Source organism: Neisseria sp. P0007.S010 (assembly GCF_051962875.1).
Taxonomy (GTDB): domain Bacteria; phylum Pseudomonadota; class Gammaproteobacteria; order Burkholderiales; family Neisseriaceae; genus Neisseria; species Neisseria subflava_A.
In genome coordinates this window covers 59,971-78,744 of record NZ_JBQCUX010000007.1, presented here as the reverse complement: position 1 = coordinate 78,744, position 18,774 = coordinate 59,971, and the positions used below count along the sequence as shown (strand labels likewise).

The window sequence follows — 18,774 nt, the reverse complement described above, 5'->3', positions numbered from 1 at the left end:
GACTCACTTTTTACTTACGGACGCGCAGTTTGGGCTTTGCGTGGAATTTCGGGCGCATATCGCGTTTGCGGCTCATCGCCTGCTTACGCAAAGAAGTCGTATGCAGCGGAGGAACATCGGTGATAGGGGCTTCGACATAGCTGACTTCAACTGCCGGTGCGGGGGAAACCGATGCGGTCAAATACTCACGCCAAGCGCGGTCTTGCTCGGACTCGGCATTTTCAGCCCCGACAGGCTCTTGAGTTTGCACTGCCCCACCCTCTTCAGGAACTTGGGCCGCACTTTCATTTTCAGTGCTGCTTGAAGCCAAATCAGGCAGAGGATTACCGAATTCGTCCACACCAAAATCAGCTGGCGTTTTTTGTTCGGGCAGGCGTTCCCACGGCTTGAGGCCGTCTGAAATATCGCTCAGATTTTTTTGTGCATCATTGCCCAAGTCTTTGATACCGTCGCGAAACTCAGATGCGGCGGTTTCAAATTCCTGCTTCACCTTGCGCAATTCGTCCAACTCAGCCTGAGTGTTGAGTTCCTGCTTGACGTTATTGACGAATCCTTGCAATTTGCCGACCAAACGCCCGGCCGTGCGCGCGGCTTGCGGCAGACGTTCGGGGCCAAGCACTATCAGGGCGACAACGCCGACCAGCAGCAATTCGCCCAAACCGAAATCAAACATGGATTATGCTTTGTCTTCGTCTTTTTTGTGTTCGATGACTTCGTCTTTTTTGGCATCTTTGCCGTCTGTACCTTCATTCAGGCCTTGTTTGAAGTCATGCACTGCACCGCCGAGGTCTTTGCCGACGTTGCGCAATTTTTTGGTACCGAATACCAAAACGACGATAATCAGTACGATAATCCAGTGCCAGAGAGAGAAGCTACCCATGATAAATCCTTGAATTTGTTAAAAATAGATAATAGTTATGCGGGCGTACCCATGATATGGATATGCAGGTGGAAGACTTCTTGTCCGCCGCCTTTGCCTGTGTTGATCAGGGTTTTGAAGCCGTCGGTCAAACCTGCCTCATGGGCGATTTGAGGAACTTTCAACATCATTTTGCCCAACAAGGTTTGATGTTCGGCAGTGGCGTGTGCCAGTGAGTCGAAGTGCACTTTCGGAATCAGCAACAGATGCACCGGCGCGGCAGGACGGATATCTTTGAAACAAAGCATCTCATCGTCTTCGTAAACGGTTTGTGCCGGAATATCTTTGGTTGCAATTTTGCAGAAAATACAATTATCCATAATGGCTCCAATGGCCGTCTGAAAACGGGCGTAACGGGTTTCAACCAAAAAGTGAAATCGTTTTTGCCCCAGGAGACGGATTCTGAAACAGGTCAAATACGGGATTGTAATATAAATTCAAGATTCTTTGCGAGAAGCTTTTTCCACTAATCCCGACAAACCTTGACGGCGCGCAAGCTCGTTTACTACATCTTCGGCACGCAATCCGTGATACGCCAATAAAACCATGGTATGAAACCACAAATCCGCCACTTCGTAAACCAAATGTTCGCCACCGCCATCTTTAGAGGCCATCATGGTTTCGCCCGCTTCCTCGATGACTTTTTTCAGAATCTTGTCTTCGCCTTTGTGCAGCAGTTGGGCGACATAAGAAGCATCAGGGTCGCCGCCTTTGCGCGAATCGATGACGTTTTGAATTTGGGTAAGGATAGTATCGGTCATGGTCGGTTTCTCTTATTTTCTTTCAGACGGCCTTAAGGATGTTTATGTCCGTAAATCGCCTCTTCGTCTTTCAATACGGCATCGACTGTCTGCCATGCGCCCTCTTGCCAAACTTTGTAAAAGCAGCTTTCGCGCCCAGTATGACAGGCAATGCCGCCGTTTTGTTCAATCAACATAACCACTGCGTCGCCATCGCAATCCAAGCGCAATTCGTGTACTTTTTGCGTATGTCCGGACTCTTCGCCCTTCATCCATTGTTTTTGGCGGGAACGGCTGTAATAGTGGGCAAAACCGGTTTCTACGGTTTTTTGTAGGGCTTCGGCGTTCATCCAGGCAACCATCAGCACACGGCGTGTCTGCCAATCTTGGGCAATCGCGCAAACCAAACCTTTTTCATCAAATTTTACGGCATTCAGCAGCGTTTCGTTTATGTTCGACATTCGCGCCTTTCTCCCATATTTTCAGACGGCCTTTAGATAGCAATCACAAACGCACTTCAATTCCTGCTTCACGCATGGCCAGTTTCGCTTCGCGGATACTCGCTTCGCCAAAGTGGAAAATACTGGCGGCCAATACCGCATCTGCCTTTCCGTCTTTAATGCCGTCCACCAAGTGTTGTACCGAACCGACGCCACCGGAAGCAATGACCGGAATATCGACCGCTTCACTGACCGCGCGTGTCAAAGGCAGGTTAAAACCTTGCTTGGTGCCGTCCCGATCCATACTGGTCAGCAAAATCTCGCCCGCACCGCGCCGCTGCATTTCGACAGCCCATTCCACCGCATCCAAACCGGTCGGATTACGTCCGCCGTGGGTAAAGATTTCCCAACGGGTATTTTCAGGGTTGACCGCTTTGGCATCCACGGCAACGACAATCGCTTGTGAACCAAAAAAACCGGCCGCTTCATTTACCAAATCAGGATTGGTTACAGCGGCCGTATTGATGCTGGCCTTATCGGCACCGGCATTAAGCAGGCGACGGATATCGGCAACCGTACGCACACCGCCGCCGACCGTCAATGGAATAAAAACTTGTGATGCGACTGCCTCAATAACGTGCAAAATAGTATCGCGATTGTCGCTGGAGGCAGTAATGTCCAAAAAGGTCAATTCATCCGCGCCTTCATCGTTGTAGCGTTTGGCAACGTCAACCGGATTGCCTGCATCGCGTAAACCCAAAAAGTTGACACCTTTTACCACGCGACCGTCTTTTACATCCAGACAAGGAATAATTCGTTTTGCCAATGTCATACTCAATACCTCTTATCCGTTCTCAGGCCGTCTGAAACCGTCAGGCCAAAAATTTGCTCAACCAATCCGGCAAATGTTGCAACAGCTGAAAATAACCAATCCCCGCCATCATCGCCAAAACGCAGGAAATAATGAAATTGCTGTCGATGCGACCGACGATGGAAAAAATCAAACCGGCAAATGCCCATATTATCCCGTTGAAAATCATCCAATAGGTATCGATAATCGGCAAATCAAACGCCGTCAGCTGCCGCAATATCACTGCAATCAGTGTAAACCACAAACTTTCACTTAGTGGATACACTTCGCGGTCGGATGACCAGATAATCCAAAAACCCAAAACAAACGCTTCAAGCATACTAATCCCTTAATAAAATATCGATTGGGTTGTTTTTATAATTATTTCAAACAGATATAAACCCATGACCTATACAGGCAATCCCTTTGAGTGCATTTTTGTGTGCTGCGTCAGCCGCTGCGTTTTAATGGCCTGCAAGGTCTTATCCGCATAATCTGACACACTTAAGCCAAAGAATCGGCCAGTTTTTGCGCCTGTGCAAAATCAATGCTTCCCTCATAAATTGCACGGCCGGTAATTGCACCGCTCACGCCTTCGTTTTCAACGGCACACAATGCACGGATATCATCCAAATTCGTCAAACCGCCGGAAGCGATAATCGGAATATTCACGGATTGGGCCAATTTGACGGTAGCTTCGATATTCACGCCGCTCATCATGCCGTCGCGGCCGATATCGGTATAAATAATGCTGTTGACGCCATCGTCTTCAAAACGCTTGGCCAAATCGACGACATGATGCTCCGTTACCGTTGCCCAACCGTCTATCGCCACCATACCGTCTTTGGCATCCAAGCCGACGATAATCTGACCCGGAAAGGCCTTACATGCTTCGCGCACAAATTCAGGATTTTTTACCGCGGCCGTACCGATAATCACATCGGTCAGACCCAAATCCAAATACTTTTCGATGGTGCCCAAATCACGGATACCGCCGCCAAGCTGTACCGGAATATCTTTGGCTACGGCGGCCAAAATTTCTTTAATCGCCGGAAAATTTTGAGGAACGCCTGCGAATGCGCCGTTCAAATCAACCAAATGCAAACGGCGTGCGCCTTGATTGCGCCAATGCAAAGCCATCTCTGCCGGTGAATCGGAAAACACCGTCGCCTGCTCCATCAAGCCTTGTTTTAAGCGAACACAGCGTCCTTCTTTCAAATCAATGGCAGGTATCAACAGCATTTTCTTCTCCTCTATTCAATTTCAGTATATTTTACACAAATTAGCGATTTTTAGCAGATTTATGTTAAAAGCCTCAAATCTGCCAATTTAAAAAATTACGCAGCAGCAGCAATCCTGCCTGATGGCTTTTCTCCGTGTGGAACTGTGTGGCAAACACATTGTCCTTACCGACAATGCAGGCAAATTCATTCGGATATTCGCTAACGCCTAAAACAATCTCTTCATTTTTCGGTGCAAAATAATAGCTGTGAACAAAATAGAAATACTCGTTTTGCCCAATGTCTTGAAATAAAGGATGCGGACGGGTTTGGCGCACTGTATTCCAACCCATATGCGGCACTTTCAGACGGCCTCCTTGCTCATCGGTTTGATTGGGCAAAAACCGTTTTACTTGACCTTCAAACCAACCCAAACCATCTGTATCGCCTTCTTCACTGTGTTCAAACAATAATTGCGCACCTACGCAAATTCCAAAAAACGGCTTGTTTTTCAGGCCGTCTGAAACCGCCTCACCCAAACCGCTTGCCTCCAGCGCCGACATGCAATCCGGCATGGCACCCTGCCCTGGAAAGATAACCTTATCCGCCGCTATCACTTCTTCGGGCCGCGAAGTCAGATAAACCTCGGCATTTTGCTTGGACAAGACCTGCGCCGCCTGAACAGATTTCAACACTGAGTGCAGGTTTCCCATTCCATAATCGACAATCGCTACTTTCATTGCTTCTCCTCAGGCCGTCTGAAAACATTTAATGATTAATATAATAATAAGAATGATTGTAGCAAAAGATGGTTTAAAACAAAATATTGCCACCATACAAGATGAATAATAAAGGCCGTCTGAAATCCCGATCGGTTTCAGACGGCCTTTATTCATTCACACGATGCCTTATTCTTCAGATGCGGCTTCTGCTTCTTCTTGAACAGATTCTTCGCTCAGCGTGCCTTTGGTAGAAGGCGTTTGACCCATCATGCGCGGATCGTATTCGACCGCCATGCGCAATGCGCGGCCGAAGGCTTTGAAAACAGTCTCGGCTTGATGATGTGCATTACTGCCGCTCAAGTTATCGATGTGCAAGGTCATCATGCTGTGGTTCACAAGGCCGTGGAAAAATTCTTCAAACAAATCGACATCAAAACGGCCGATCAGAGCGCGGGTAAAGTCGATGTTGTACACCAAGCCAGGACGGCCGGAAAGATCGATGACTACACGGCTCAACGCCTCGTCCAGCGGAACATAGGCATGACCGTAACGGGTAATGCCGGCTTTATTGCCAAGCGCCTGTTTCAAGGCCTGACCCACCACGATACCGATGTCCTCAACTGTGTGATGGTCGTCAATGTGCAAATCGCCTTTGCAGGTAATATCCAAGTCAATCAAACCATGACGCGCTACTTGGGCAAGCATATGCTCAAGGAAAGGAACGCCGGTATCCAAGCGGTATTTACCGGTACCGTCAAGGTTGAGGCTAACGGTGATTTGGGTTTCACAGGTATTGCGGGTAACGGTAACAAAACGGCCTTCGTTTGAAACACCAGTTTCTGCTGCTTCGACAGTTTGTTTTTCCAAACGCGCCGCTTCAACCGCTGCTGCTTTTTCTTGGTCTTTGCTGTGGTCACGGTTCAGCCAGCCTTTGCGTTTGTGCATACCGGATTCCAACTTCGCAGCCAGGCTCGGACGAATGCCGCGCGCAGACTCATCGCCTGCTTGTTGTTCCAAACGGCGTTTGAGCTGAGACAGGGAGGCGGAGTTTTCATAACCGCATGCGCGTGCAAGCTTGGTCAATGAGCCGGCTTCTTCAACCAGTAACAGAAAATTGGTCAAATGCAGTTGAGCTTTGTTCATAATGGTAGTTTCCTTGGAATCAAAGATTGGGGTAAAGGTTTTTAATAACGGCCAAGACGGCATCATTTTGCGCTGCCGAGCCTATGGTTATGCGGACACACTGATCCAAAAGCGGATGGCTGCCATGCAGTTTTTTAATCAGTATGCGGTTTTGCTTCAATATTTCAAACAGCTCATTCGCATCAGGAACGCGAACGGTAATAAAGTTGGCTTCGCTCGGAAAAACTTCCAAACGGTTTAATTTCAACAATTCATTCATCACACGCGAACGCTCGTTTTTTAATGTATCAATGTTTTGCTGAATGATTTGATGATGTTTCAATGAAAATTTTGCCGCCGCCAAGCTTAATTGATTCATATTGTAAGGCGGAAGGATTTTGGCCAGTTCACCCATGAGACTTGGACTTGCCGCCGCATATCCCATCCGCAAGCCTGCAAAGCCGATTTTACTGATGGTGCGCATTACGACCAGGTTTTCAACTTCGCCCGCCCACGGAAGGAAGCTGTCATGATGAAACGCGCCATATGCCTCATCGACAACCACAATGCCGGTAGCCGCACGAATGACCGCCTCCACTTCTTCCCGCTTAAAGCACACGCCGGTAGGGTTATTGGGATAGGCAATAAAAATTAATGACGGCTGATGTTGCTCAATCGCAGACAGAACGGCAGGAAGGTTTAAAGAGAAATCCGGATTTAAGGGAACGCCGACATATTCCATGCCATAAAGCGCGGCATTATGACGATACATAACAAAACTTGGCTCAATACCCAATACACACGCATTTGGTTTGGCAACCAGCATAGTCAAAAACTGGATAAGCTCGTCGGAGCCGTTACCCAACGCGATTTCCGCCTTATCGGGAATACCGAAAACCTCCCTCAATTCTTCATAAATACCGCTCTTGGCAGTATGGGGATACAAATGAATCGGTGCCTGCTTTGCCAAGTCCGCCCATTCCGATAATAAAGATTCATACCCGGCGAAAGGATGATGCGGACACTCCATGGCGTCCAACTTAATAAAACCTTCCGGCAAATCGGCAACCTGATAGGCTGTCATTACTTTAATATCATCACGGATAACATCAGCAACGCGATTCATGGTTTTCTATCCTCCTGAGATAAAGTATTTATAATAGTAGCACAATCTTTATTAAATATATATATTAATAAGACTATAAAACAAGATAAAGTTTCATTCGTTTGAAGAAAAAACAATAAATCCTTTCTTCAGCATCTTTAAGCAATATTCTTGGCTTACCCTGCCTTTTTAGCGGTATAATTTTAAGTTTTCCAGTACGGCTTTACGCCCTCAATATTGTGAACAATACACGCTCCCCATTACCTTATCTTGCAACTTCCATAAGCCTTATCCTGCTGATTCTGCTTTCCTTGTCATGGGAATTGTGGATCGCTCCATTGCGCGAAGGCGGCTCATGGCTGGCCCTGAAAGCCCTGCCCCTGTGCCTGCCGTTGACCGGCATTTTGAAAAAACGCATCTACACTTATCAATACAGCTCCATGCTGATTCTGATTTACTTTGCCGAAGCTTGTATGCGCCTGGCTGACACAGCCGTCGCCAGCCGGATTTGCGCCGCCGTTTCCGTATTATTGTGCATTGCCTTTTTCCTCGGTTGCCTTGCATTTATCAAACAACAAAAACACACATCGAAATGACCTACCACACACTTTCAGACGGCCTGACTGAATCTCCAGTGAAAACCTTTTGGCCTTTATGGCTCAGTTTTCTTTGGATTTGTGTCGTCCCTTTTCTCTCACTCTACCGAGTCGGCCCACTGCCCAGCTTTTATTTGGAAGCCATCTCACTGAGCGGCTCATTAGTACTGACATTGATTAGCGCACACAAAGGCCTGCTGAATATCCGCCTTCCCGCACTCAGCATCGGCTTGTTTGCCATGGCCGTATTTTGGTCGCTCCAAGCGCGCCTCATGCATTCCACCTACCCCGGCATGAGCGACATCACCGCCTGGACCTTTGTCATTTTGGCACTGGGTGCATGGTCGGTGCGCGGCTGGGTAACAGCTTACGGACAGGATCGCGTCGTCAGCATCTTTGCTTGGTCTTTATTGATAGGTGCAACCATACAGGCTGCCATCGTCTGGCTGCAATTTAAAGGCTGGTCCAACGTAGAGTGGTTGAACGGCATCATTGCCCGAAGCAGCGGTACCGTAAACGGTCAACTCGGCCAGCGCAATCATTTGGGACATTATTTAATGTGGGGCATTTTGGCGGCATCCTATTTATGGACGGCGCGCAAAATGTCCAATGCAGCAGGTTTTCTGTTCGTATTGGCTTTGACTGCGACCCTCGGCCTTGTCAACTCGCGCACCATCTTAGGCTACATTGCCGCCTTATTCCTGATTACGCCGTTATGGTTTTGGCGTATTCGTTTCCAACACAAACGCGCACTGTGCATTTTCCTTCTGACCGCCATCCTGGCCGCTGCTTTCCAATTCGGCATGGGCAGCCTGTTGGATTTGTTTGGCAACATCAAATACGAAACAGCTGTCGAACGCGCAGGCACCAGCGGTTTTGAAGGTTCCATGCGCCAAATCGAATGGAGCAAAGCATGGATTGCCTTTCAATCCGCACCTTGGTTCGGTCACGGCTGGAACAGCTTTGCCCAGCAAACCTTTCTGATCAATGCCCAGCAACAATATTTCCCCAACAATATCCTCGGCGTACTGTTTACCCATTCGCACAATATCGTCATGCAGTTGCTGTCCGAAATGGGCATTGCCGGTACCTTGCTGGCAACCTTAACCCTGCTTGCAGCCGTATGGCGACTATCAGGCCGCAACCAAACGCCGGCCTCGCTGTTTTTACTGACTGCCGCCGCCGTCAGCCTCTGCCACAGCATGCTTGAATATCCACTTTGGTATATCTACTTCCTCACCGTATTTAGCCTGATTCTGTCGTTGACACCCTCTTATCTTAAAGATGTTTCAGACGGCCTTTTATCTACCCGAATCAGACAATGGACAGGCGGTATAGCTGCTTTATCGATTTTAATCGGCATGGCAAACCTCATCTGGGAATATCAAAATCTGACCCAATATAGCCGTGTAGGGAAAACCGATGATCAGCAAACGGTTCAAAACAAAATCGACGGCCTGCAACGACTTTCCAAAGAAAGCCCCATGCTTGCCTATTACGCCGATTTAAGTTTGAGCAAACGTGCAGACCCGACCGATGCCTACATCCGCCCGTGGGCAGAAGAAGCCGCACTCAAAGCTCTGACCTACCGCCCCTACTCCAGCGCCTATCAAGTCGGCCTTTACCTCTACCGACAAGGCAAAAAAGAAGAAGGTGCGCAATGGATGCAGGCAGTGCAATATTATTACCCGTATATGATGTATTTCTACGCCGACAAAATACGCAGCCATCCGGTATTCGCCCCTCTGCTGCCCAAACTTTTGTCCGATTGCAAAGATTTCATCAATGCACCGAAACACCAAACTGCCCAATCATGTGATAAACCCTAAACAAAACTCACTCAATTGTCAGTTTGTCCTTACAGGCCGTCTGAAAATGTAAAGAGCGACAAGTTTCTATGCAAAAAAGCGCAAAAGCACAGAAAATTACGCTATCAACAAAAGCAGATTGCATGTTAAGATTGAATACAACTCTATTTTAATCGCCGCACCGCCTATTTAGTGCCACGGCGCATACAATCACGAAAAGGAAATTCCATGAGTCGCGTATTACTCGTAGATGACGATGCCCTCTTGACCGAATTGCTGACCGAATACCTGACTGCCGAAGGCCTCAACGTCCACAGCGTTCCTGACGGCGAAGCCGGCGTTCAAGAAATTCTGACCGGACAATACGATGTCGTCGTATTAGACTCCATGATGCCTAAAATGAACGGTTTGGACGTTTTGAAAAACGTACGCACCCAAAGCACTGTACCCATCATCATGCTGACTGCAAAAGGTGACGACATCGACCGCATTATCGGTTTGGAAATGGGTGCGGACGATTACGTACCGAAACCATGCACACCGCGCGAACTCTTGGCGCGTATCAACGCCATCTTACGCCGTGCACAACACAGCAACGAACAAAACAACGCGCCTAACAGCATTTCTGTCAGCGACGTTGTCCTCTACCCTGCCAAACGCCAAGCCAGCATCAAAGACACTCCGCTTGAATTGACCAGCACCGAGTTCAATCTGCTCGAAGTTTTGATGCGCCACGCCGGACAAGTTGTCAGCAAAGAGACCCTGTCTATCGAGGCACTCGACCGCAAACTGGCTAAATTTGACCGCAGCATCGACGTACACATCTCCAGCATCCGCCACAAATTGGGCGATGCTTCCCTGATTCAAACTGTACGCGGCTTAGGCTACCTGTTTGTTAAAAATTAAAGATTAAACAGATCAATGAAACTGTTTCAACGCATCTTCGCCACATTTTGCGCAGTCATCGTCTGCGCAATCTTTGTGGCGAGTTTTTCATTTTGGCTGGTACAAAACACCCTTGCCGAAAACCAATTCAACCAACGCCGCACCATCGAAACCACATTGATGAGCAGCATTATTTCCGCATTCAACTCACGCGGAGACAGCGGTGCGCGCGAAATTCTTTCCGAATGGAAAAACAATCCGGTTTCCAATGCCGTTTATGTGATTACCGGCGACGATAAAAAAGATATTTTAGGCCGAAACATCGACAGCCTCTCCATTGAGCGCGCCCGTATCTTTGCCATCAACAACCCCGAATCTGATTTGGCACACATCGAATACGACCGTTTCGGCGAAGAATACCTCTTCTTTATTAAAGGCTGGGACAATCATCAGGCTCAACGCCTCCCTAGCCCGCTCTTCATTCCCGGCTTGCCGCTTTCGCCTATTTGGCACGAATTTATCATTCTGTCTTTTATCATCGTTGTGGGGCTCTTGATGGCATACATCCTTGCCAACAACATCACCAAGCCTATTAAAATTTTAGGTGGCGGCATGGACAGAGTGGCTAACGGCGAACTTGAAACCCGCATTTCCCAACAAGTTGACGACCGTGACGACGAATTGTCCCACCTTGCCGTACAGTTCGACAAAATGGCCGAAAAGCTTGAAAAACTTGTTGCCAAAGAGCGCCACCTGCTCCACCACGTTTCGCATGAAATGCGTTCGCCGCTGGCGCGTATGCAGGCGATTGTCGGCCTGATTCAATCTCAGCCGCAGAAACAAGAGCAATATCTCAAGCGCCTTGAAGGCGAACTGGTGCGCATGGATACTTTGGTCGGCGAATTGTTGACCCTCTCTCGCTTGGAAACTTCCAATATTCCTTTGGAAAAAGAAAACCTCAAACTCGTTCCTTTCCTGACCAACTTGATTGAGGACAACCAAAGCATTGCCCACCAAAACAACCAAAGCGTTACCCTGAGCATTGACCCAAAAATCCCTGAAAATGCCGTAGTCAGCGCCAACGAAGGCTATCTATACCGTGCCTTTGACAACGTGATCCGCAATGCCATCAATTACAGTCCGGAAGGCAGCACCATTCAAACCCATATCGGACAAGACGACAAAAACTGGATTATCGATGTTACCGACAACGGGCCTGGTGTCGATGAAATGCAGCTTCCGCATATTTTCACTGCCTTTTATCGCGCCGACTCCAGCGCACACAAACCCGGTACAGGTTTAGGGCTTGCATTGACACAGCACATTATGGAACAACACTGCGGTAAAATCATTGCTGAAAATGTCAAACCCAACGGCCTGAGGATGCGTTTTATCCTTCCCAAAAAGAAAGCCGGAGACAAAAAAGAAGTCTAAAAATAAGGCCGTCTGAAACTTTTCAGACGGCCAAAAACACAAATAAGGAACCATCATGAGTGCAACCGTCCAAACCGGCTACTTCTTCATGCCTGAACACATCATCCTCGTCGGCGCCAGCGAACGTCCGCACAGCCTTGGCGAACGCATTTTCAGCCACCTGCTCGGTTCCTCATATCAAGGCAAAATCACCCCCGTCAATCTTCGACACAGCAGTGTCGCAGGCATTCCCTCCTACTCCAGCCTCAGCAAAATCCCGGGCCAAGCCGATTTGGTTGTTGCCGTTATCCCGCCCGACCATTACGACTCGCTGTTCAAAGCCTGCCGTAAAAAAGACCTGCGCCACATTATCCTGATTCAAGATTGGGAAAACCTGCCTCCCGAATCCTGTAAAAACGCCCGTTCCATCATTCAAAAATATCACGGCGACGAATTGAACATCACCGTATGCAACAGCGCAGGCGTCCAACTTCCCTCACTCAATCTCAATATCGGCACCCAAGCCGACTATCCGGCCGGCCATATCGCATTACTGACCGGCCACAGCACTGTCAGCCGCAACATCAACCACCTGCTGAACACGCTGCACCAAGGCGTATCGCGCCACATCAGCCTCAACTTTGACCTAAGCCCTACCACATCCGCCGACTGGCTCAACCGCTTCGGCCACAACCGCCATACCAAAGTTGCCGTCATCCACTACAATCCGGCTGAAAACCAACGCGAGCTGTTCAGCGCCATCCAACACTTTACACGCCACACTCCGCTTATCCTGTTGTCCACACACTACACCGACGACACAGACAAAGCCATCCTGCGCAGCCTCAGCCGCCATTGCAATTTCCAACCGGTATTCAATAACGCCGAACTGGAAGCAGCCCTAAAAGCCCACCTTTCCGGCATTCCCGTCATTACCAACCCCACCATTCTGTCCGACACGCCGATAGAATGGCTGCGCACTAGCGCCAATGCCTGTGAATTGACCCTCGACCTCCCAACCGATGCACCATCCGTCCGACAAGGCTGCATCGGCAGCAACCCCACGCCTGCACGCATCCACCGTCTGGTGCTCGAACAATTACAAAATCCACATACTCAAGCCCTGCTCGGCATTATTTCGCCAGATACGCCGGACGCATACAGTATTCATCAAACTCTGAATAATTTGGCACAAAAAACCAGCAAGCCCATTCTCGTCAGCTATCGTTTTTCAGACGGCCTGACTCGGTTTAACACACCGGAAGAAGCCTTGCTGACACTTTATTTCCGCAATCAAACCGCCTATTTGCTACAAGTGCAAAATACCCCTGCGCCAGCCAAAACAGGCCGTCTGAAAACACCTAAAAGCAAAAATATCGATAAAGCCATTGCTTCCGGCCAAACCGAACTGATGGTGGAAGCCCTATACCTGCCTCCGTGCCAAACCCAAAAACACAATGCCGTCCAGTTCCAGTTCAGCCGCCATGCCATTTACGGCAACATCCTTTCCGCCCATTACAACGGCCAAACCGAAGCCGCATTACCTCCATTTACCACACTCGATATCCAGCGTTTAAGCCAATTTGCAGAACTCGACAACACTTCCGTTCTCAATCAATTCCTGCATTCCCTAAACACGCTTATCCACAACAACCAGCATATCGGCGACATCATCCTCAACTACAACGGCAGCCAATACAGCAGCACCATCATTCCCGAAATTGTGGAAAAACCAGCCGCGCCGACAACCAAAATCCCCAAAAAAGCCGTCCAAACCTTAGAACAGGCCGCCGCTAAAATGCAAAGTGCCGCCGCCTACCTCCAACAAAAAAATCCGGCCGCAGCCGAATTCCTACGCAACACCGGCGAAGCCGCTTCCGAACTGCTGCACCCTAAAACCGAAACGCCCGAGATACAAAACGTACTCGCACCGTATCCGAGCCAAACCGATACATTTACCCTGCCCGACGGCAACACACTGCACATCCGCGCACTAGAGCCTGAAGATGCCGAAGCCAAACAAAAATTTGTCCGCCAATTACCCGCGGCCGACCGCTATACGCGCTTCATGACCCATACCAACGAGTTACCGCTGCCCACACTCGCACGGCTGACCCGTCCCGATTTCCATACCGAATGCGCGTGGGCAGCCTTCGCTTCAGACGGCCGTATCGTCGCAGTCAGCCGTTACAGCCGCATCAATCGCAATGAGTGCGAGTTCGGCATTACTTTGGCACCTGAAGCACGCAAAACCGGCTTGGCAGGCAAAATGATGAGCCTTATTATCCAAACTGCCACACAGCAAGGTTACCAAACCATGAATGCGGAAATCCTCAAAGAAAACACACCGATGCTCAAACTCGCTGAAAAATCAGGATTTACCGTTACCCCATCGGAAACCGACCGCGGCCTGTATCAAGCCAGCCTCGATTTGAATGAATGGCAAAACAGCAACAAAAACAAATAAAAACTTGCATAACCCGTGTGAAATATCCTAAAATTAGCGGTTTCTATATATCCGCATTTTTCAAAAGGACTCAAAATGGTAGTTATCCGTTTGGCTCGCGGCGGCTCAAAACACCGCCCTTTCTTCAACGTAGTCGTAACTGACTCTCGCAACCGTCGTGACGGCCGCTTCATCGAGCGCGTAGGTTTCTACAACCCCGTTGCCAACGAAAAACAAGAACGCGTACGTTTCGACGCAGACCGCATCAACCATTGGGTTGCTCAAGGCGCGAAAGTTAGCGACGCAGTTGCCAAACTGATTAAAGAGCAAAAAATCGCTGCTTAATCAGCCGAAACGACCATGACAGACACTCAAAAACGGGTAGCCATGGGCTACATCAAAGGTGTATTCGGCATTAAAGGCTGGCTTAAAATTGCCACCAATACCGAATATACCGACAGCCTGCTGGACTACCCCGAGTGGCAGTTGTGCAAGGATGGCAAAACCCTGAATGTTGTGCTTGAGGCAGGTAAAATTGTCAATGGCGAACTTCAGGTCAAATTTGAAGGTATAGACGATCGCGACCAAGCCTTTGCCTTGCGCGGCTATACCATCGAAATCCCCAGAGAGTCATTCGCCCCTACTGAGGAAGACGAATACTACTGGGCAGATTTAGTCGGCATGACCGTCATCAACAAAGAAAACATCGTTCTCGGCAAAGTCAGCAACCTGATGGAAACCGGTGCAAATGATGTTTTGATGATTAAAGGCGAACACGGACAAATCCTGATTCCCTTTGTCTCCAACTATATCGAATCTGTCGATACCGACAGCAAAACCATTATCGCCGACTGGGGTTTGGACTACTGATGCTGATCCAAGCCATCACCATTTTCCCAGAGATGTTCGACAGCATTGTTGAATATGGCGTTACAGGCAGAGCAAGAAAACAAAATCTTTGGCAGTTTCAAGCCATCAATCCCCGAAAATTTGCCGATAACAAACTTGGCTATATTGATGATCGCCCCTTCGGAGGTGGTCCGGGAATGATTATGATGGCGCCGCCGCTTCAAGCGGCAATTGAAGAAGCCAAAGCAAACTCGCAAAAACCTGCCAAAGTAATTTATCTCAGTCCGCAAGGTCAGCCGCTGACACACAAAAAAGCTGCAGAACTTGCCGAACTGCCTCATCTTGTTCTTCTATGCGGACGCTATGAAGGCATAGATGAAAGACTATTGCAAAGCAGTGTGGACGAAGAAATCAGCATTGGCGACTTTGTCGTCTCGGGTGGCGAATTACCCGCCATGATGTTGATGGATGCCGTCTTAAGGTTGGTTCCAGGTGTGTTGGGCGATATACAGTCAGCCGAACAAGACTCGTTTTCAGACGGCCTTTTAGACTGTCCTCATTACACCAAACCCGTAGAATTCCAAGGCATGATGGTTCCCGAGGTCTTACGCTCAGGAAATCATGGCTTGATTGCCGAGTGGCGATTGAAACAATCCCTGCGACGCACTTTAGAGCGCCGACCTGATTTATTGGAAAAGCGCAGTTTAATCCCAAAGGAATCCCGCCTCTTAAAAGAAATCTTGCAAGAGCAACAGGAAATCCAATCATAACTTAGGAAAAACAAATGAACTTGATTCAACAATTAGAGCAAGAAGAAATCGCTCGCTTGAACAAAGAAATCCCTGAATTCGCTCCAGGCGACACCGTTGTCGTATCTGTACGCGTGGTTGAGGGTTCTCGCAGCCGTCTGCAAGCATACGAAGGTGTTGTTATCGCTCGCCGCAACCGTGGCCTGAACAGCAACTTCATCGTTCGCAAAATCTCTAGCGGCGAAGGTGTAGAACGTACTTTCCAACTGTACTCTCCTACCGTAGAAAAAATCGAAGTTAAACGCCGTGGTGACGTACGTCGCGCCAAACTGTACTACTTGCGCGGCCTGACCGGTAAAGCAGCTCGCATTAAAGAAAAATTGCCTGCTCGCAAAGGTTAATACCTTCATCAAAAACCCACTTCAATGAAGTGGGTTTTTGTTTTTATACAAGATCTCCTCGTCTTTCTTACACAATCCTGCAAGCCAACCACCATCTCCATTTCACATATAAACTCAAACAGAATCGTAACTTCCCTACCTCTTTTAACCTTTATACAAAAGGCCGCCGTCTGAAACAAAAGATTCAGACGGACTTTAATCACATCGGACGGTTATTTAAACCATCTTGCCAATGCAGGGATACGCGACAACAACAGTGTATCCAAAATCCAAATCACAGCGATTGCGGCAATGGCTGTTGGGAAAATCACAGCCAAAATCAGAAGTGGCACAGCCATTGCCCACCATACCGGCAATTTGATTTTCTGTGCAGGAGGAACCAAACCACGTGCTTCCGAAGGACGACGTTTCCACCACATCACACAGCCGCTGACGCAGATGAAGATGACCGCCAAGCAGAACAAAACGTTCGCCAACACGCTCCACCAGCCCATCGTACCGATATGCAGCGCAATGCTGACCGCCATGAATTTACCAAACCAGTTGTAATCGTCGTAATGGATGTCGGCAAGGACTTTACCGCTGTATTGATCGATGTGTACCGTGCGGTCGGCGGTCGGACTGGGCATATCGTAGCTCATCGAGTCTTGAGACAGCGTCCACACGCCCGTTTCGCCTTTAGGCAAATTAAGCTTGTAGCGACCTTCAAAACCGATTTCGCGGGCAAAGCGGCCAACCGTTTCCAAAGTCATCGGTTCGCTCGGATTGATGCCGTTTTCGCCCTTCGTTGTACCGGAAACAGGCATAGGCGTAAGCTCCAGAACCCATGGCACTTCTTTGATTTTACCGTCGTTCAACACATCGCCATGGGTCGGCACGGTAGATACAGGGTTCGGTTTGACGCCCCATTTACCGGCAGGGAATTGGCTCCAAGACTGAACCAACTTACCACCCCAAATTCCCGCCCAAGCAACGCCCGACAGGCAGAACAGTAATAGAAGCAAAGAAACCCAAGTGCCGAATGCGCCGTGCATGCTACGCCACCATGTGCGCCCTTTGCCTGCTTTCGGCACAAGCATGGATTTCAGGCTGCGCTGTTTCGCCCACCACAAATAAATCCCCGTGATTATCAGCAGGATGGTCAGCGACGCGGCAGTTTCCAGCAGATAGTCGCCTACCGGACCGATCATCATATCGCCATGGATTTCGTCCATGATGTGATACCAGCCTTCATTGCGCGGCGTTGAATTGACGACCTTCGCCGTATAGGGATCAACGGCAACCATAGTAGCCTTATCGTCATTGTTCACGCGGAATACGGCAACCATATCATCTGCGCGCGGCGCAATATACTGCACTACCGAAGCAGTTTCCGGATTTACAAACTGTCTGGCGGCTTCAGCCTGAGCCGATAAAGGCTGAACCACTGCCTGCGGCGCAACATGTATGAGTTCGCCTTCTTTACCGGTGATATTGGCAAATAGCAGCATTCCCAACCCTGTAACAGCCAACAGGGTTAAAAACGGCGCAACCAAAAATCCGGCATAAAAATGCCATCGCCAAACAGTCAAATAACGGCGGTTAGCCTGTTGTTCATTTTGGGGAGTTGGTTTTGTTTCCATATAATCTCTTCGTATAGTTAAAGCAGACTAATTACTACGAATTAGCATCAGGTATTTTAATCAAAAACATTCATTTAAGAAACCGTTTTTCCCATGCAGCTTTGAAATACTTCAATATTTAGTTTTCAGGCCGTCTGAAAAAAACAAAATAGAAAGAAAACAACACTTTACTGAAAATCCGTTTTAATCATTGCGGTTTCGGCAGAATTTGGTAGAATACAGGCATTACTTATTTATTCATCAAGCCGCCAAGCTTTGGCGGCTTGTATTTTTATTTCCAATCCGGCTACCGCGCGTGGCCGGATAAAATTTTAAAAGCATCATCATGCTTTCATGGAGAACTCTATGCAAAAAATCCCTTTGACCGTCCGTGGTGCAGAATTGTTGAAACAAGAACTTCAACACCTCAAAAGCGTAGCACGCCCAGAAGTCATTGAAGCCATCGCCGAAGCACGTTCGCACGGCGACTTGTCTGAAAACGCAGAATACGAAGCCGCCAAAGAACGGCAAGGCTTTATCGAAGGCCGTATCGCCGAGTTGGAACACAAACTCTCTATGGCACATATCATCAACCCTGCCGAAATCCATGCTGAAGGTAAAATCGTGTTTGGCACAACTGTGACACTCGAAGATTTGGAAACTGAAGAACAAGTTACCTACCAAATCGTCGGTGAAGATGAGGCAGACATCAAAGAACGCAAAATCTACGTTGGCTCCCCAATTGCCCGCGCCCTGATCGGCAAAGAAGAAGGCGACGTTGCAGAAGTTCAAGCACCCGGCGGCGTGCGTGAATATGACATCATTGCCGTACAATATATCTAAATAAGTTCAAGGCCGTCTGGAAACATTTTCAGACGGCCTTTTGTTGTACCTAAAAACACCATAAT

At 48.6% G+C, this 18,774-nt stretch carries 22 protein-coding genes; 10 read left to right on the top strand and 12 right to left on the bottom strand.

Annotated elements, in window-relative coordinates; all coding sequences use genetic code 11:
• Positions 1–10 precede the first annotated feature (10 nt).
• The 11 genes from tatB to hisC all read right to left on the bottom strand — a co-directional run bounded on the left by tatB (position 11) and on the right by hisC (position 7,139).
• Complete coding sequence (gene tatB / locus ACTHR7_RS06700; RefSeq protein WP_296183907.1) at positions 11–673, bottom strand: Sec-independent protein translocase protein TatB; 663 nt, start codon at positions 671–673, stop codon at positions 11–13.
• Positions 674–676: 3 nt separating this feature from the next.
• The gene (tatA, locus tag ACTHR7_RS06695) at positions 677–880 is read right to left on the bottom strand and encodes a Sec-independent protein translocase subunit TatA (RefSeq protein ID WP_003679438.1); all 204 of its coding nucleotides are present in this window, start codon (positions 878–880) and stop codon (positions 677–679) included.
• 35 nt (positions 881–915) lie between these two features.
• Positions 916–1,239 (bottom strand): histidine triad nucleotide-binding protein, encoded by a 324-nt coding sequence (locus ACTHR7_RS06690; protein ID WP_049329536.1) that lies wholly within the window; start codon positions 1,237–1,239, stop codon positions 916–918.
• A 117-nt stretch (positions 1,240–1,356) separates the two neighbouring features.
• Positions 1,357–1,680 (bottom strand): phosphoribosyl-ATP diphosphatase, encoded by a 324-nt coding sequence (locus ACTHR7_RS06685; protein WP_440370551.1) that lies wholly within the window; start codon positions 1,678–1,680, stop codon positions 1,357–1,359.
• Between the two features lie 32 nt (positions 1,681–1,712).
• Entirely contained in the window at positions 1,713–2,120 is a 408-nt protein-coding gene (gene hisI / locus ACTHR7_RS06680; RefSeq protein ID WP_440370550.1) for a phosphoribosyl-AMP cyclohydrolase, read from the bottom strand.
• Between the two features lie 43 nt (positions 2,121–2,163).
• Positions 2,164–2,931: an imidazole glycerol phosphate synthase subunit HisF gene (gene hisF, locus ACTHR7_RS06675; RefSeq protein ID WP_070460193.1), complete on the bottom strand. Its 768-nt coding sequence runs from the start codon at positions 2,929–2,931 to the stop codon at positions 2,164–2,166.
• Positions 2,932–2,971: 40 nt separating this feature from the next.
• The gene (locus tag ACTHR7_RS06670; protein WP_070460191.1) at positions 2,972–3,289 is read right to left on the bottom strand and encodes a multidrug transporter MatE; all 318 of its coding nucleotides are present in this window, start codon (positions 3,287–3,289) and stop codon (positions 2,972–2,974) included.
• Between the two features lie 164 nt (positions 3,290–3,453).
• Complete coding sequence (gene hisA, locus ACTHR7_RS06665) at positions 3,454–4,191, bottom strand: 1-(5-phosphoribosyl)-5-[(5-phosphoribosylamino)methylideneamino]imidazole-4-carboxamide isomerase (RefSeq protein ID WP_070460189.1); 738 nt, start codon at positions 4,189–4,191, stop codon at positions 3,454–3,456.
• Positions 4,192–4,264: 73 nt separating this feature from the next.
• The gene (gene hisH, locus ACTHR7_RS06660) at positions 4,265–4,909 is read right to left on the bottom strand and encodes an imidazole glycerol phosphate synthase subunit HisH (protein ID WP_440370549.1); all 645 of its coding nucleotides are present in this window, start codon (positions 4,907–4,909) and stop codon (positions 4,265–4,267) included.
• Between the two features lie 168 nt (positions 4,910–5,077).
• Positions 5,078–6,034: an imidazoleglycerol-phosphate dehydratase HisB gene (gene hisB, locus ACTHR7_RS06655; RefSeq protein WP_063069195.1), complete on the bottom strand. Its 957-nt coding sequence runs from the start codon at positions 6,032–6,034 to the stop codon at positions 5,078–5,080.
• Positions 6,035–6,053: 19 nt separating this feature from the next.
• Positions 6,054–7,139 (bottom strand): histidinol-phosphate transaminase, encoded by a 1,086-nt coding sequence (gene hisC, locus ACTHR7_RS06650; RefSeq protein ID WP_107868317.1) that lies wholly within the window; start codon positions 7,137–7,139, stop codon positions 6,054–6,056.
• Positions 7,140–7,357: 218 nt separating this feature from the next.
• On the opposite strand from hisC, the gene ACTHR7_RS06645 reads away from it, so the two are divergent.
• From ACTHR7_RS06645 to rplS, 9 genes are all read left to right on the top strand, one after another.
• Positions 7,358–7,714, top strand: a complete 357-nt coding sequence (locus ACTHR7_RS06645; protein ID WP_049336736.1) for a DUF2069 domain-containing protein — start codon at positions 7,358–7,360, stop codon at positions 7,712–7,714.
• Positions 7,711–9,543 (top strand): Wzy polymerase domain-containing protein, encoded by a 1,833-nt coding sequence (locus ACTHR7_RS06640; RefSeq protein WP_440370548.1) that lies wholly within the window; start codon positions 7,711–7,713, stop codon positions 9,541–9,543. The genes ACTHR7_RS06645 and ACTHR7_RS06640 overlap by 4 nt, the downstream gene beginning before the upstream one ends.
• A 207-nt stretch (positions 9,544–9,750) precedes the next feature.
• Entirely contained in the window at positions 9,751–10,428 is a 678-nt protein-coding gene (misR, locus tag ACTHR7_RS06635) for a two-component system response regulator MisR (protein ID WP_003748666.1), read from the top strand.
• Between the two features lie 15 nt (positions 10,429–10,443).
• Positions 10,444–11,841 carry an ATP-binding protein gene (locus ACTHR7_RS06630; protein WP_440370547.1) on the top strand — a complete coding sequence of 466 codons (1,398 nt, stop codon included), beginning with the start codon at positions 10,444–10,446 and terminating at the stop codon, positions 11,839–11,841.
• A gap of 55 nt (positions 11,842–11,896) precedes the next feature.
• Positions 11,897–14,287: a GNAT family N-acetyltransferase gene (locus ACTHR7_RS06625; protein ID WP_440370546.1), complete on the top strand. Its 2,391-nt coding sequence runs from the start codon at positions 11,897–11,899 to the stop codon at positions 14,285–14,287.
• 75 nt (positions 14,288–14,362) lie between these two features.
• Complete coding sequence (rpsP, locus tag ACTHR7_RS06620; protein WP_003684452.1) at positions 14,363–14,611, top strand: 30S ribosomal protein S16; 249 nt, start codon at positions 14,363–14,365, stop codon at positions 14,609–14,611.
• 15 nt (positions 14,612–14,626) lie between these two features.
• Complete coding sequence (rimM, locus tag ACTHR7_RS06615; protein ID WP_107868313.1) at positions 14,627–15,136, top strand: ribosome maturation factor RimM; 510 nt, start codon at positions 14,627–14,629, stop codon at positions 15,134–15,136.
• Entirely contained in the window at positions 15,136–15,885 is a 750-nt protein-coding gene (gene trmD, locus ACTHR7_RS06610; protein ID WP_003679468.1) for a tRNA (guanosine(37)-N1)-methyltransferase TrmD, read from the top strand. Before rimM ends, trmD begins: the two co-directional genes overlap by 1 nt.
• A gap of 14 nt (positions 15,886–15,899) precedes the next feature.
• Positions 15,900–16,265 carry a 50S ribosomal protein L19 gene (rplS, locus tag ACTHR7_RS06605; RefSeq protein ID WP_003679470.1) on the top strand — a complete coding sequence of 122 codons (366 nt, stop codon included), beginning with the start codon at positions 15,900–15,902 and terminating at the stop codon, positions 16,263–16,265.
• A 212-nt stretch (positions 16,266–16,477) separates the two neighbouring features.
• Here rplS and ACTHR7_RS06600 read toward each other — a convergent pair whose 3' ends face one another.
• Positions 16,478–17,887 (bottom strand): PepSY-associated TM helix domain-containing protein, encoded by a 1,410-nt coding sequence (locus ACTHR7_RS06600; protein WP_440344922.1) that lies wholly within the window; start codon positions 17,885–17,887, stop codon positions 16,478–16,480.
• Positions 17,888–18,232: 345 nt separating this feature from the next.
• On the opposite strand from ACTHR7_RS06600, the gene greA reads away from it, so the two are divergent.
• Positions 18,233–18,709 (top strand): transcription elongation factor GreA, encoded by a 477-nt coding sequence (gene greA / locus ACTHR7_RS06595; protein WP_003684304.1) that lies wholly within the window; start codon positions 18,233–18,235, stop codon positions 18,707–18,709.
• Positions 18,710–18,774: the final 65 nt, after the last annotated feature.